Below are 12,879 nucleotides of genomic sequence, written 5' to 3'. Positions count from 1 at the left end.
TGATGTGTGCTGCACCACACTGCCGGCATGGCATTCGTCCCCGTCACCCGCGCCTCCGTCTCCGACCTCGTCTTCGGGCAGCTGCGCGACGCGATCGTCAGCGGCGATTACCGCACCGACGACAGCCTGCCCGGCGAGCGGGAGCTGGCCACGGCGTTCCAGGTGAACCGGCACGCCGTACGCGAGGCGCTGCGCCGGTTGCAGCAGCTGGGTCTGGTGCGGGTCAGCCAGGGCGGGGCGACCCGGGTGCTGGACTGGCGGATACACGCGGGACTGGATCTCGCCCTGTCGCTGGTGCGCTCGGGCGACGTCCTCCCGGTCGCCACGCTGGTCCGCGACATGATGGACATGCGTGCCTGCGTCGGCGTGGACGCCGCCCGGCTCTGCGCCCGCCGCGCCGACGACGCGGCACGTCGGCGGATCGTGCAGGCGGTCGAGGAGTTCGCCGGCCTCGCGCCCGACCTGACGGCGATGGGTGAGGCCAACATCGCCCTGTGGCGGCACATCCTGGACGGCTGCGGCAACACCGCGTACCTGCTGGCCTTCAACAGCCTGGTGGCCGGCGCGCTGGCGGTGGCCGAGGTGCCGCCGCAGCGGCGCGCCACCGAGCTGCTCGACGTCACCGGGCACCGGCGGCTGGCCGCGGCCATCGCCGAGGGCCGGGACGCCGAGGCCGCCGAGCAGGCCCGGTCCCTGCTCACCGCGACGCTCACCACCCCCACCAGAAAGGACAGTCGGGCATGATCCCCGCCGTGCTCTACGCCGTCCCGGCGTTCCTGCTGCTCATCACCGTCGAGGCGCTGTCGTACCGGTTCGCGCCCGACGACGCCGAGCGTGGCTACGAGGCCCGCGACACCGCCACCAGCCTGACCATGGGCGCGGGCAGCCAGGTCATCGGCGTGCCGTGGAAGCTGCTGACCATCGGCCTGTACGCCGCCGCGTACACCATCTCCCCGTTCAGCCTCTCCCCCGGCGACTGGTGGGTGTGGGTGCTGCTGTTCTTCGCCGATGACTTTGCCTACTACTGGTTCCACCGGGCGCATCACGAGGTCCGGCTCTTCTGGGCCGGGCACGTGGTGCACCACTCCAGCGTCTTCTTCAACTTCTCGACGGCCCTGCGACAGAGCTGGACGCCGATGACCTCGCTGCCGTTCTGGCTCGGCCTGGCCCTGCTCGGCATCCCGCCGTGGATGATCTTCCTTCAGCAGTCGATCAGCCTGCTGTACCAGTTCTTCCTGCACACCGAGCGGGTCGGTGTGCTGCCCCGGCCGATCGAGTTGATCTTCAACACGCCCTCGCACCACCGGGTGCATCACGGCTCGAACGCCGAGTACCTGGACCGCAACTACGGCGGCATCCTGATCATCTGGGACCGGCTCTTCGGCACCTTCCAGCCGGAGGGCGCCGCGGTCCGGTACGGCCTGACCACGAACATCGGCACCTACAACCCGCTGCGGGTGGCCACGCACGAGTACGCGGCGATCTGGCGGGACCTACGCGCCGCGACGACCTGGCGGAACAGGTTCGGCTACCTGTTGGGCCGTCCCGGCTGGCAGCCGGCCCGATGAGCCGCCCGGCGCGGGGCACCGCGCTGCTGTGGGTGTTCGCTGTGGTGGTGGCCGTCGAACTGGTCGCGGTCGCCACCGCGGCGACGCCGGTGCAGTGGGTGGCCAAGCCACTGCTGGCGCCGCTGCTGCTGGCCTGGCTGTGGCGGGTATCCGCGACGGCCGGCCCGGTGGCGGTCGGGCTGCTCTTCGCCACCGCCGGAGACATCGCCCTGCTGGTCCCCGGCGACACCGCGTTCCTGATCGGGATGGGCTGTTTCCTCGGCACCCAGCTGGCGTTCATCACCGCGTTCGTCGGTCACCGCCGGCCGTCGCTGGTGCCGGTGGCCGGGTACCTCGCGCTGTGGGCGGTGGCGAACGCACTGTTGTGGTCGCAACTGGGCCCGCTGCGGCTGCCCGTGCTCGGGTACAGCCTGGCACTGATCCTGATGGCGGCGGCCGCCACCGCCGTCAACCTCCGGGTCGCCGTCGGCGGCGCGCTGTTCCTGGTCTCCGACCTGATCATCGGCGTCGGCGCGGCCGGAACGACGCTGCCCGCGCACGGCGTGCTCGTGATGTCGACCTACAGCGCCGCCCTGCTGCTGATCACCACAGGTTGGTCGGCGCGGGCCGAGGGCACCCGCCGACCGACCGGGCTCACCTAGGACGCAGGCCGGCGAGCAGTTCGTCGACGACGCCCGCAGCGAACTGCTCGTGCTCGTCGGCCAGCTCGACGATGAGGTGGTGCAGGAAGGCGCGCTGGAAGCAGGCGCCGACGAGCAGGGCGGCGACGCGGTCGGGGTGGGCCTGCGCCCGAATCCGGCCGAGGTCACGTTCGGCACGGAGATAGCCGGCGATCGCGTCGTTGACGCGCTGCGGGCCTGCGCCGCGGGCGCGCAGCGCGTCGCGGTGCGCGGCCAGCAGTTGCGGTTCGGAGAAGATCGACGCGGCGATCGGGAAGGTGGACGCGTAGAAGTCGATCGCGGCGGAGGCCACCTCGCACAGGGTGTCGCGGACGCTGCCGGCGCCCGCTCGGGTGGCCAGCCCGCCCAGCAGCGCGCCGAACTCACCGGGCACGCGCTCGTTGAGCACCGCCACGAACAGCTCCGTCTTGCTGGCGAAGTGTTTGTAGAGGGCCGCCTCGGAGTAGCCGGCGGTCGCGGCGATCTGGCGGGTGGTGGCGTTGGCCAGCCCACGTTCCCGCATGACCCGCGCGGCGGCGTCGAGGATGCGGTCCCGGGTCGTCGCGGCCATTACCAGCACCCTCTCCGTTGACATCAGCTCGGTTCGTACCCGATCCTAATGGTTAGTAAGTGCTCGCTAACTAGAGGGAGGGGCGATGCACCTCGCGATCCTCGGTGCCACCGGGCGCACCGGCCGGCACCTGGTTGATCAGGCCATCGTCGCCGGTCACCGCGTGACAGCCGTGGTGCGCGACCCGAACCGGTTCGACCAGAATCAGTCCGGACTGGCCGTGCGGCCACTGTCCACACTCACCGCCGAGGCGCTCGCGCCCCTGCTGACCGGCACAGACGCGGTGTTGTCCACCATCGGCACCCGCGACAGCCGGAAACCCACCACCGTGACCGCCGACACGGCCACCGCGACCGTTGCGGCGATGCGCGCCAGCGGCACGCGGCGGCTGGTCGTGGTCAGCGCCAGTGGCATGCACCGCGAAGGCGACGATCCGCTGACCCGGCTACTGGTCAAACCGGTACTCGGTCGGATCCTGCGGCACGCGTTCGCCGACATGCTGCGGATGGAGGAGATCGTGGCTCGGAGCGGCCTGGACTGGACGCTGCTCCGCCCGCCCCGGCTCACCGACCGGCCCGCCGCCGGCAGCTATCGCACCGCGCTGGACCGCAACGTGCGCGGTGGATTCCAGCTGACCCGCGCCGACCTGGCCGCCTGCCTGCTGCGCTGCCTGCACGAGCCGGCCTGGAGCCGGCACGCCGTTTCCGTCGCCCACTGACCGGCACGACGAAGGAACACGCTGATGACCGCCACCCGCGAACCCGATCCTCGACCCACCAGCCCACCGACCGCATCCCGGCGACGCTGGCGACGGATCGTCGTGCCGGTACTCACCGTGGTCGTCGCCGCCGTGACGGCCGTCGCAGCGCTGGCGTATCCCGCATTTCTCCGGTCTCCCGCAGGGTCGCCGGGCCAGCTCTGCGCTCAGGGCCGCCCCGGTGACACGGACCAGGTAGTGGTCGCCGCCGGGGCCAGTTTGACCCACGGCTCGCTGAGCGCGGACTGGGTCGGCGCCCTTCGTGGGCGGCTCGGCGCGGCCGGCTACACCTTCGTCAACGCCGGCCGCAACGGCAACACCAGCCAGGACCTGCGGGAGCGCCTCGACGCCGACGTGGTGTCCTGCCGTCCAAACGCGGTGGCGCTGCTGATCGGCACCAACGACGTGTTGGGCGATGTCGGGCCGGATCGGTACCGGGCGAACCTGGAGGCCATCGTCGATCACCTCCGGGCAACGACCACCGCGCGGATCGCCCTGCTCTCCCTTCCACCTCTCGGCGAGGACCTCGACTCTGCCCGCAATCAGGAGCTGGAACGCTACAACGCCACGATCCGGGAGGTCACCATCACGCGTCAGCTGGCGTACCTTCCGCTGCACGAACAGCTCACCGCGCTGCTGCACGGGCGGGAGGACGCTGCCGCCGGCTACGACTTCAGCTTCCCGCTGGCCTTCTACGTCGCCTTCGAGCGATACGTGCTGCGCAACAGTTGGGACGAGATCGCCGACGGCAACGGCCTGCGTGTGTTGACCGACCACGTCCATCTCAGCGATCGCGGCGGCACAGTCGTCGCCGACCTCGTCGCGGGCTGGCTCGGCAGCGCCAGCTAGTGGCCGCGGTACAGGGCGGCGACGTCGTCGGCGAAGTGTTTCTGCACGGCGTCCCGCTTGATCTTTAGGGTGGGGGTCAGCTCCCCGTCGGCCTCGGTGAGGTCGCGGGGCAGGATCCGGAAGGTCTTGACCTGCTCTGCGTGGGAGACGGTCCGGTTGGCCCGGTCGACCGCCTGCTGGATCTCACCCCGCAACTGCGGGCTCTCGCGCAGCGCGGACACGGACGCTCCGGAGTGCCCGTGCTGGTCCCGCCACCGCTGCCACGCCTGCGGGTCCACGGTGACCAGCGCGGCGACGTACGGACGCCCGTCGCCGACCAGCATCACCTGGCTGACCAGCGGATGCGCCCGGATGCGTTCCTCGATCGGCGCGGGCGCGAGGTTCTTGCCGGCGGCCGTGACCATGATCTCCTTCGTCCGGCCGGTGATCCGCAGGAAGCCGTCATCGTCGAGCTGGCCGAGGTCGCCGGTGCGCAGCCACCCGTCCTCGATCAACGCCTCCCGGGTGGCCTCCGGGTTGTTCCAGTAGCCAGGGAACACCACCTCGCCACGGGCGTGGACCTCGCCGTCGTCGGCGATGCGGATCCGCACTCCGGGCAGTGGCCGGCCGACCGTGCCGATCCGCATCGCCGTCGGCAGGTTCGCCGTGAGCGCCGGAGAGGTCTCGGTCAACCCGTACCCCTCCAGCACGGTGATGCCCGCGCCCCGGAAGAAGTGCCCGAGCCGCTCCCCCAGCGGCGCGCCGCCCACGATGGCCATCCGGCACCGCCCGCCGAGCGCCGCGCGCAGCCTGCGGTAACCGACCAGGTCGAACAGCAGGTGAGCCAGGCGCAGCGGCGCTCCCGGTCCGCGCGTGGTGTCCAGGGCCCGGCTGTACCGCAGCGCCACCGTTTCGCCGAGGCTGAACAGCCACCCCCGGTTCGCGTCCTCGGCCGTGTGCCGGGCCTGGTCGTGCATCTTCTCGAACATCCGGGGCACGGCGAGGATGAAGGTGGGCCGGAACCGGCGCAGCTGGTCGAGCACCGCGGAGACGTCGGCACTGTGCACCATCGTGGCGCGCGTGTGCACCATGCCGACCTGGATCAGCCGGGCGAAGGCGTGCGCCAGCGGCAGGAACAGCACCGTCGACGCGCCCGGATGCAGCAGTTGCGGTAGCACGGCGGTGGCGTTGCCGATGTCGGCGGAGATGTTGCGGTGGGTCAGCACGCAGCCCTTCGGCGGGCCGGTGGTGCCGCTGGTGTAGACGATGGTGGCGACGTCAGCACCGGTCACCGCGCGACGGCGGCTGTCCACCTCGGCGGCGTCGACGGCCCGGCCCCGCGCGGCGAGCTCGATGAGCTCGCCGGCGTCGATGCGCCAGGTCTGCCGAAACTGTGGCAGGTCCCGCCGCAGGTCGGCCACGGTGACGGCGTGGTCGGCGGTCTCCACCACGCACCCGATCGCGCCGGAGTCATCGAGGATCCAGCGGATCTGGTCGGCGCTGGAGGTGTCGTAGATCGGCACCGTCACCGCCCCGACCGACCAGAGCGCGTAGTCGACGAGCGTCCACTCGTAACGGGTGCGGCTGAGCAACCCGATCCGGTCGCCGTGGGCGACCCCGGCGGCGAGCAGGCCGCGCGCCACGGCGAGCACGTCGTCGCGGAACTGCCGGCAGGTCACCGGCAGGGCGCCGCCGCGTCCGGAGCGGCGGACCGGCCACGAACGGGGGTCCGGGTCCGGGCGGACGAACTGCACCGCGTCCGGATCCTCGGCCGCGTTGCGCCACACCTGCTCCGCCAGGCTGGCGTCATCGCCGTTGACGATCGGCTCGACCGCTGTCTCCCGCACTCCCGCCCACCTGCCATCGCATCCCCCGGACCCTCTGCTCGATGGTGACCGCCCACCGCCCGAGAAACCCTCAAAACCACCAAACCCACCCACCCCCACCACCCCCGTGCTACCCCACCCCGCTCCTCACGCCGCCGATCTTGCACTTCCGGTCGGCGGATAGCACCTTGTGCGGCTTTTGTCGTGACAACAAGCGCAAGATCGACGAGGAGTGGGGTGGGGTGGGAGGGGGTCAGCGGGGGTTGACGGGTGGGGTGGCGGGGATGGTCAGGCGGGGTAGGGCCAGCTGGGTGATGGTGGCGGTGATCAGCGTTTCGGTGGGGAGTTGGAGGTCCAGGACCAGGCCCGGCTCGTCCGGCCACAACGGCTCCAGGGTGGCGGTCTGCGAGTCGAGCAGGCTCTCCGGCATGTAGTGGCCGGCGCGCAGCGACATCCGGTCCCGGATGACCTCGGTCGGCCCGTGCAGGTGCACGAAGTCCACCCTCGGCGGGCCCTGCCGCAGCAGGTCGCGGTAGGAGCGCTTGAGCGCCGAGCAGGCCAGCACCGTCGACACCCCCTCCCGGTGGCGCGAGGTCATCCAGTCCGCCAGCGCCCGCAGCCACGGCCAGCGGGCGGCGTCGTCCAGCGGCACGCCGGCCCGCATCCGGTCCACGTTCGCCTCCGAGTGGAACTCGTCGGCCTCGGCGAAGGTCAGCCCGGTCAGCCCGGCCACCCCCCGCGCCACGGTCGTCTTGCCCGCACCGGACACACCCATCACCACGACGTGCCGGGTCGGCAGGTCACCAGTCATGAACGGTGCCGTCCTTGAGCCGGTTGAACGGCAGGTACGCCGGCTGGTACGGGAAGCGCGCGGCCGCCTCCTCGTCCAGCTCCACACCGATGCCGGGCTGCTCGCCCGGGTGCAGGTAGCCGTCGGCGAAGGTGAACGACTGCCGGAACACCTCGTTGGTGAGCGCACCGTGGCGCATGTACTCCTGGATGCCGAAGTTGTGGATGGCCAGGTCCAGGTGCAGGGCGGCGGCCATGCCGACCGGCGAGATGTCGGTGGGGCCGTGGATGCCCGACTTGATCTGGTACTGCGCGGCGAAGTCGAGCAGCTTGCGCATCGCGGTGATGCCGCCGGTGTGGGTGACCGCGGAGCGCACGTAGTCGATCAGCTGCTCCCGGATCAGGGTCTGGTAGTCCCAGACGGTGTTGAAGATCTCGCCGATGGCCAGCGGCGTGGTGGTGTGCTGGCGGACCAACCGCAGCGCCTCCTGGTTCTCCGCCGGGGTGCAGTCCTCCAGCCAGAACAGGTCGTACGGTTCGAGGGCCTTGCCGAGCTTCGCGGCCTGGATCGGGGTCATCCGGTGGTGCCCGTCGTGCAGCAGCGGCAGCTCCGGCCCGAACTCGTTGCGGACCGCCTCGAACACACCGGGCAGGTGACGCAGGTAGGCGCGGGTGTCCCAGTCCTCCTCGGCCGGCAGCGGGATGCGCTGGGCCGGCTCGTAGTCGTAGCGCTTGCCGTCGGCGCTGGGCTGGGTGGCGACGCCGTACACCGCGTTGATGCCGGGCACGGAGGTCTGCACCCGGATCGACCGGAAGCCGAGGTCGAGGTGCGCGCGGATCGAGTCGAACAGCTCCGGCAGGTCGCGGCCGGAGGCGTGGCCGTACGCCATGATGCCGGTGCGCGACGCGCCGCCGAGCAGCTGATAGAGCGGCATTCCGGCGGCCTTGGCCTTGATGTCCCAGAGCGCGACGTCGACCGCGGCGATGGCGGCCATGGTGACCGGCCCGCGCCGCCAGTACGCCGAGCGGTACAGGAACTGCCACGCGTCCTCGATACGGTGCGCGTCCCGCCCGAGCAGCAACGGCACCACGTGATCGCGCAGGTACGAGGCGACGGAGAGTTCACGGCCGTTGAGCGTACCGTCACCCAGGCCGGTGATGCCGTCCTCCGTCGTGATCTTCAAGGTGACGAAGTTGCGGTCCGGGCTGGAGACGATGACGTCGGCAGCGACGATCTTCACGAGGGTGCCTTTCTCGCAGGATGTACTCAGCGGAGGGTGGTGCCGGCCACGCTGCCGGCGATCAGGGACAACTCGTCGCGGCGGGGCAGGCCCTCCCAGTCGCCGTCGCCGGCGACCGCGAAGGCGCCCAGGGTCACCGCGCGGCGGAGCCGGTCGACGAGGTCCAGCCCGTCGAGGTGCCCCGAGAGGTAGCCCGCGGTGAAGGCGTCGCCGGCACCGACGGTGTCCACGGCGGTCACCGGCACCGCCGCGACGTGCGTGACACCGTCGCCGGTGTACGCGCGGGCGCCGTCGGCGCCGAGCTTGACCAGCACCGTCCGCACGCCGCGCCGCAGCAGGCCGGCGACCGCGTCGGCTTCGTCGGCACCGGGCCCGGCGACGAGATCCAGCTCGTCGGCGGAGGCGACGACGACCGAGGCGTACCCGGCCAGCGGGGACAGGGTCGCCCGGGCCGTCTCGCGTGACCACAGGCCGGCCCGGTAGTTCACGTCGAGGCAGACGGGGATGCCCGCCCCGGCCGCCGTACGCACGGCCCAGCTGGCGGCCTCCCGGGCGCTGTCGGACAGCGCCGGGGTCACCCCGGTCAGGTGCAGCAGCCGGGGGCCGGCGGCGAGCGGGGCGCGCAGGTCCTCGACGGTCAGCGCCGAGCCCGCCGAGCCGGCCCGGTGGTAGCGCACCCGGGACACGTCGGCGGTCCGCCGCTCCAGGAACATCAGGCCGGGCGGCCGCTCCGGATCCCGGCGGACGGCGGCCGTGTCCACGCCCTCGGCGCGCAACTGGCGCAGCACGAACTCACCCAGCTCGTCGTCGCTGACCCGGCCGACCCAGGCGGCCCGGTGACCGAGCCGGGCCAGGCCGATCGCCACGTTCGACTCCGCACCGGCCAGGTGCATGCTCAGCGTCCCACCACCGGCCAGCGGTCCGGGCGAGCGCAGCGACACCAGCGCCTCGCCGACGGTGAGCAGGTCGATGCCGCCCGGCCCGTCCGTCTGGTCGATTCGCTCGCTCGGGTCAGTGCTCCGCGCGCTCATGATGCCGCCGTGCGACCGATCGCCGCGAGATGGGCGCGGGCCCGCTCGCGCAGCGCGTCGAGATCGCCGCCGGAGGCGGCGTCGCCCACCAGCGGCCCGCCGACGCCGACCGCGATCGCCCCGGCCGCCAGGTAGGCGGGCAGCTCGGCCGGGCCCACCCCGCCGACCGCGACGAACGGGATGTCCGGGAACGGGTCGCGCACCGCCCTGAGGTATGCCGGCCCGCCCACCGAGGCCGGGAACAGCTTGACCGCGCTGGCCCCGAGCCGCATCGCCGTGTACGCCTCGGTGGGCGTGAGGGCGCCGGCGGCCACCGGCAGGCCACGGCGGGCCGCCTCGCCGATCGACTCGACCACGGCCGGGGTGACCACGAACTGGGCGCCGGCCGCGGCCGCGTCGGCCACGTCGGCGCCGGTGAGCACCGTGCCGGCGCCGACCAGGCCGCCCGCCGGGGCGGCCGCCCGCAGCGCCTCGACGGCCCGCAACGCGCCGGGGGTGGTCAGCGCCACCTCGATGATCGACACGCCCTCGGCCAGCAGGGCGGTGCCGGCCGCGATCGCGGCGGCGGTGTCGGTGCCCCGAATGATGGCCAGCAGGCGGGTCGAGGCGAGTTCGGCGGTGAGATCCAGAGTCATGATCACCACTCCGCGTACGAGCCGTCGAGGTGCCGGAAGGTGGGGCTGCGCCAGGCGTGGCCGCGCTTGTCCGCCGCGCGTACCGCCTGCTCGTCGATCTCGATGCCGAGGCCGGGCGCGGTGAGGCGCTGCACGTACCCGTCGACGAAGGTCAACGGCTGCTGGTCGACGCAGTAGTCGAGCACCTCCGCGCCGAGGTTGTAGTGGATGCCGATGCTCTGTTCCTGGATCAGGTAGTTCGGCGTGGCGAAGCCGACCTGGAGACAGGCGGCCAGGGCGATCGGCCCGAGCGGGCAGTGCGGGGCGAGCTGGACGTCGTAGACCTCCGCCAACGCGGCGATCTTGCGTACCTCGGTGATGCCGCCGGCGTGCGCGAGGTCCGGCTGGGCCACCGCGATGCCGGCCTGGAGCACCGGCAGGAACTCCTGGCGACTGTAGAGCCGCTCCCCGGTGGAGACGGGCGTGGTGGTGGAGCGGACGAACTCGCCGATCAGGTGGGAGTTCTCCGGCACCACCGGCTCCTCCAGGAACAGCGGGCGGTACGGCTCCAGCAGCGGCGCCACCCGACGGGCGTTGGCGAGGGTGAACCGGCCGTGGAAGTCGACGGCCACGTCACGGTCGTCGCCGAGCACCTCCCGGGCGGCGGCCACCCGCTGCACCACCGCGTCGAGTTCGGCGACGGAGGCGAGCGGGCTCATCCGCCCGGAGGCGTTCATCTTCACGGCGGTCAGCCCGGCCTCGACCCGGGCGGCGATCTGCTCACGGACCTCGCCGGGTTCGTCACCGCCGACCCAGCCGTAGACCCGGATCCGGTCCCGGACCGGCCCGCCGAGCAGCTGGTGCACGGGCGCGCCGTACCGCTTGCCGGCGATGTCCCACAGCGCCTGGTCGAGGCCGGCGACGGCGCTGGCCAGGATCGGGCCGCCCCGGTAGAAGGAGCCCTTGGTCAGCACCTGCCAGTGGTCCTCGATGCGCAGCGCGTCCCGGCCGATCAACAGCTCACTGAGCTGCGCCACGGCGGTGCGTACGGTCTCGGAGCGGCCCTCGCAGGTCGCCTCGCCCCAGCCGACGATGCCGTCGGTGGTCTCCACCCGGACGAACAGCCAGCGGGGTGCGACGAGGAAGGTCTCGACGCGGGCAATGGTGGTCATGTCGCCTCAGCCCTTCGTCGCGCCGGCGGTGAGCCCGGAGACGATGTACTTCTGCACGAACAGCGCGATCACCATGATCGGCAGGGTGACCACGGTGGTCGCCGCCATCAGGCCGCCCCAGTCGATGCTGGCGTAGCCGACGAAGTCGAAGATCGCCACGGGCAGCGTCTTCGTGCTCCGGCCGGAGAGCACCAGGGCGAACATGAAGTTGTTCCAGGAGAAGATGAAGGACAGGATGCCCGCAGTGGCGATGCCCGGCACGGACAGCGGCAGGGTGATCCGGCGGAACGCGCCGATGTGGGTAAGGCCGTCGACGAGCGCCGCCTCCTCCAACTCCTCCGGCAGGCCGTCGAAGAAGCCCATCATGATGTAGACGATCAGGGGCAGCGACACGAACATGTGGCTGAGGATCAGCACGCTGAAGCCGCCGACCAGGCGCAGGTTCGAGAAGACGTAGTACCAGGGCACCAGCAGCGAGACACCGGGGATGACCCGGGCCATGAGCACCACCAGCGCCGACTTGCGCATGTTGAACCGGCTCATCGAGTACGCCGCCGGCACGCCGAGCAGCAACGACAGCGCCGTCGCCGCGAAGGCCACCCAGAGGCTGTTGACGATGAACTGGACGTAGTTGGCCTGCTGCAGCACCGTGCCGTAGTTGTCCAGCGTCGGCGTGAAGACCAGCGCCTTGCTGGAGTCGTAGATGTCCACGTTGGTCTTGAAGGACGCGGCGATCATCCAGATCAGCGGCGCCACCAGCGAGAGCACCACGACGACCAGCGCGACGGCGCGGAATACCCGGAACCCGGTGCGTGGCTTCATCGCCCGGCCCCCTTCCTGCGGGAGGTGAGCAGCCACATCGAGCCGATGATGATGAGGAAGAACAGGATCAGCACCGTCGAGGAGAGGCCGTACTCGTTGTAGTCGAAGCTCAGGCCGTACGCGTACACGTTGAGGGTCTCCACCTCGTGGAACGAGCCGCCGCCGCGGCCCTTGGTCGCGTACAGGATGTCGAAGGTCTTCAGCGCGTCGATGCCGCGCAGCAGGATCGCGACGATCACGGTGGGCATCAGCAGCGGCAGGGTGACGTGCCGGAAGCGCTGCCAGGCGCTCGCGCCGTCGATCATCGCCGCCTCCTGCGGCTCGTCGGAGAGCGAGGTCAACCCGGCGAGCAGGATCAGCACCACCATCGGCATCCACTGCCAGATGTCGATGAAGATCGTGGTGGGCAGCGCGGTGTGCTGACCGGCGAGCCACGGCTGCGGGCCGATGCCGATCCACCCGAGCGCCTGGTTGGCCAGGCCGATGTTGGGGTCGAAGATGAGCCGCCACATCATGCCGACGGCGACCGGGGTGGCGACCAGCGGCAGGAGGATGGCGACCCGCACCCACCTCTCGCCCCGGAACGGGCGCCACAGCAGCAGGGCGATCGCCATACCCAGGACGACCTCGAAGAACAACGCGACGCCGGTGAACGCCGCGGTACGCGCCACCGCGGGCCAGAACCGGCCGGTGTCGGTGAGGACGTCGACGTAGTTCCGGAAGCCGATGAACTCCGACTCGGCGCGGACGGACCCCGAGGCGTCGGTGAGGCTGAGGTAGACCGTCCAGGCGAGCGGAAAGATGATCAGCGCGGCGACGAAGGCCATGGCCGGGGTCGCGAAGAGCCACTTGCGATGGTCGTTGGCCCAACGCGCCCAACCGGGCGTGTCGGGCATGACGGAGGCGCCGCTGGGCGCCCTGCTGGGGGCGGTGACTGCTGGCATCAGATCTCCGTGATGGGAAGGCCGGGCGGGGGTGGTGGCGCCGTCGGCGCCACCACC

Annotated in this window: 14 protein-coding genes; 5 read left to right on the top strand and 9 right to left on the bottom strand. The window is 71.6% G+C overall.

Going from position 1 to position 12,879, the window contains the following annotated elements:
• The first annotated feature begins 27 nt into the window (after positions 1 to 27).
• The 3 genes from O7615_RS27415 to O7615_RS27405 are packed head-to-tail and all read left to right on the top strand — an operon-like array spanning position 28 to position 2,209.
• A complete protein-coding gene (locus O7615_RS27415; RefSeq protein WP_278180668.1) occupies positions 28 to 744 on the top strand; it encodes a GntR family transcriptional regulator in 717 nt (238 codons plus the stop codon).
• A complete protein-coding gene (locus O7615_RS27410) occupies positions 741 to 1,568 on the top strand; it encodes a sterol desaturase family protein (RefSeq protein WP_278180667.1) in 828 nt (275 codons plus the stop codon). Before O7615_RS27415 ends, O7615_RS27410 begins: the two co-directional genes overlap by 4 nt.
• Complete coding sequence (locus O7615_RS27405; RefSeq protein ID WP_278180666.1) at positions 1,565 to 2,209, top strand: lysoplasmalogenase; 645 nt, start codon at positions 1,565 to 1,567, stop codon at positions 2,207 to 2,209. Before O7615_RS27410 ends, O7615_RS27405 begins: the two co-directional genes overlap by 4 nt.
• Here the strand turns inward: O7615_RS27405 and O7615_RS27400 are convergent.
• The gene (locus tag O7615_RS27400) at positions 2,202 to 2,798 is read right to left on the bottom strand and encodes a TetR/AcrR family transcriptional regulator (RefSeq protein ID WP_278180665.1); all 597 of its coding nucleotides are present in this window, start codon (positions 2,796 to 2,798) and stop codon (positions 2,202 to 2,204) included. The genes O7615_RS27405 and O7615_RS27400 overlap by 8 nt on opposite strands.
• 85 nt (positions 2,799 to 2,883) lie before the next feature.
• Between O7615_RS27400 and O7615_RS27395 the strand changes: the two genes are divergently transcribed.
• Positions 2,884 to 3,516, top strand: a complete 633-nt coding sequence (locus O7615_RS27395) for an NAD(P)H-binding protein (protein ID WP_278180664.1) — start codon at positions 2,884 to 2,886, stop codon at positions 3,514 to 3,516.
• A 24-nt stretch (positions 3,517 to 3,540) separates the two neighbouring features.
• Positions 3,541 to 4,404 (top strand): GDSL-type esterase/lipase family protein, encoded by an 864-nt coding sequence (locus O7615_RS27390; protein WP_278180663.1) that lies wholly within the window; start codon positions 3,541 to 3,543, stop codon positions 4,402 to 4,404.
• Here O7615_RS27390 and O7615_RS27385 read toward each other — a convergent pair.
• The 8 genes from O7615_RS27385 to O7615_RS27350 all read right to left on the bottom strand — a co-directional run bounded on the left by O7615_RS27385 (position 4,401) and on the right by O7615_RS27350 (position 12,822).
• A complete protein-coding gene (locus tag O7615_RS27385; protein ID WP_278180662.1) occupies positions 4,401 to 6,230 on the bottom strand; it encodes an AMP-dependent synthetase/ligase in 1,830 nt (609 codons plus the stop codon). The two genes, O7615_RS27390 and O7615_RS27385, sit on opposite strands and share 4 nt — an antisense overlap.
• Positions 6,231 to 6,462: 232 nt before the next feature.
• Positions 6,463 to 7,020: a gluconokinase gene (locus O7615_RS27380; protein WP_278180661.1), complete on the bottom strand. Its 558-nt coding sequence runs from the start codon at positions 7,018 to 7,020 to the stop codon at positions 6,463 to 6,465.
• Entirely contained in the window at positions 7,010 to 8,239 is a 1,230-nt protein-coding gene (gene manD, locus O7615_RS27375; RefSeq protein ID WP_278180660.1) for a D-mannonate dehydratase ManD, read from the bottom strand. The genes O7615_RS27380 and manD overlap by 11 nt, the downstream gene beginning before the upstream one ends.
• A gap of 26 nt (positions 8,240 to 8,265) precedes the next feature.
• The gene (locus O7615_RS27370) at positions 8,266 to 9,270 is read right to left on the bottom strand and encodes a sugar kinase (RefSeq protein WP_278180659.1); all 1,005 of its coding nucleotides are present in this window, start codon (positions 9,268 to 9,270) and stop codon (positions 8,266 to 8,268) included.
• Complete coding sequence (locus tag O7615_RS27365; protein ID WP_278180658.1) at positions 9,267 to 9,905, bottom strand: bifunctional 4-hydroxy-2-oxoglutarate aldolase/2-dehydro-3-deoxy-phosphogluconate aldolase; 639 nt, start codon at positions 9,903 to 9,905, stop codon at positions 9,267 to 9,269. The genes O7615_RS27370 and O7615_RS27365 overlap by 4 nt, the downstream gene beginning before the upstream one ends.
• Before the next feature lie 2 nt (positions 9,906 to 9,907).
• On the bottom strand, positions 9,908 to 11,056 hold the full coding sequence (gene dgoD / locus O7615_RS27360) for a galactonate dehydratase (protein WP_278180657.1): 1,149 nt from the start codon (positions 11,054 to 11,056) through the stop codon (positions 9,908 to 9,910).
• A 6-nt stretch (positions 11,057 to 11,062) separates the two neighbouring features.
• Positions 11,063 to 11,878 (bottom strand): carbohydrate ABC transporter permease, encoded by an 816-nt coding sequence (locus tag O7615_RS27355; RefSeq protein WP_278180656.1) that lies wholly within the window; start codon positions 11,876 to 11,878, stop codon positions 11,063 to 11,065.
• Positions 11,875 to 12,822 carry a sugar ABC transporter permease gene (locus tag O7615_RS27350; RefSeq protein ID WP_278180655.1) on the bottom strand — a complete coding sequence of 316 codons (948 nt, stop codon included), beginning with the start codon at positions 12,820 to 12,822 and terminating at the stop codon, positions 11,875 to 11,877. Before O7615_RS27350 ends, O7615_RS27355 begins: the two co-directional genes overlap by 4 nt.
• Positions 12,823 to 12,879 lie beyond the last annotated feature (57 nt).

The organism is Micromonospora sp. WMMD1082 (genome assembly GCF_029626175.1).
Lineage (GTDB): Bacteria > Actinomycetota > Actinomycetes > Mycobacteriales > Micromonosporaceae > Micromonospora.
Note: the sequence above shows the minus strand (reverse complement) of the source record. Positions and strands in the feature narration are given on the sequence as shown.

Bases quoted from the DNA above. Each gene is read 5' to 3' on its own strand.
- O7615_RS27350 (WP_278180655.1), bottom strand. From the start codon at position 12,822: ATGCCAGCAGTCACCGCCCCCAGCAGGGCGCCCAGCGGCGCCTCCGTC.
- O7615_RS27355 (WP_278180656.1), bottom strand. From the start codon at position 11,878: ATGAAGCCACGCACCGGGTTCCGGGTATTCCGCGCCGTCGCGCTGGTC.
- O7615_RS27365 (WP_278180658.1), bottom strand. From the start codon at position 9,905: ATGACTCTGGATCTCACCGCCGAACTCGCCTCGACCCGCCTGCTGGCC.
- O7615_RS27405 (WP_278180666.1), top strand. From the start codon at position 1,565: ATGAGCCGCCCGGCGCGGGGCACCGCGCTGCTGTGGGTGTTCGCTGTG.
- O7615_RS27380 (WP_278180661.1), bottom strand. From the start codon at position 7,020: ATGACTGGTGACCTGCCGACCCGGCACGTCGTGGTGATGGGTGTGTCC.
- O7615_RS27370 (WP_278180659.1), bottom strand. From the start codon at position 9,270: ATGAGCGCGCGGAGCACTGACCCGAGCGAGCGAATCGACCAGACGGAC.
- O7615_RS27400 (WP_278180665.1), bottom strand. From the start codon at position 2,798: ATGGCCGCGACGACCCGGGACCGCATCCTCGACGCCGCCGCGCGGGTC.
- O7615_RS27410 (WP_278180667.1), top strand. From the start codon at position 741: ATGATCCCCGCCGTGCTCTACGCCGTCCCGGCGTTCCTGCTGCTCATC.
- O7615_RS27395 (WP_278180664.1), top strand. From the start codon at position 2,884: ATGCACCTCGCGATCCTCGGTGCCACCGGGCGCACCGGCCGGCACCTG.
- O7615_RS27390 (WP_278180663.1), top strand. From the start codon at position 3,541: ATGACCGCCACCCGCGAACCCGATCCTCGACCCACCAGCCCACCGACC.
- dgoD (WP_278180657.1), bottom strand. From the start codon at position 11,056: ATGACCACCATTGCCCGCGTCGAGACCTTCCTCGTCGCACCCCGCTGG.
- O7615_RS27415 (WP_278180668.1), top strand. From the start codon at position 28: ATGGCATTCGTCCCCGTCACCCGCGCCTCCGTCTCCGACCTCGTCTTC.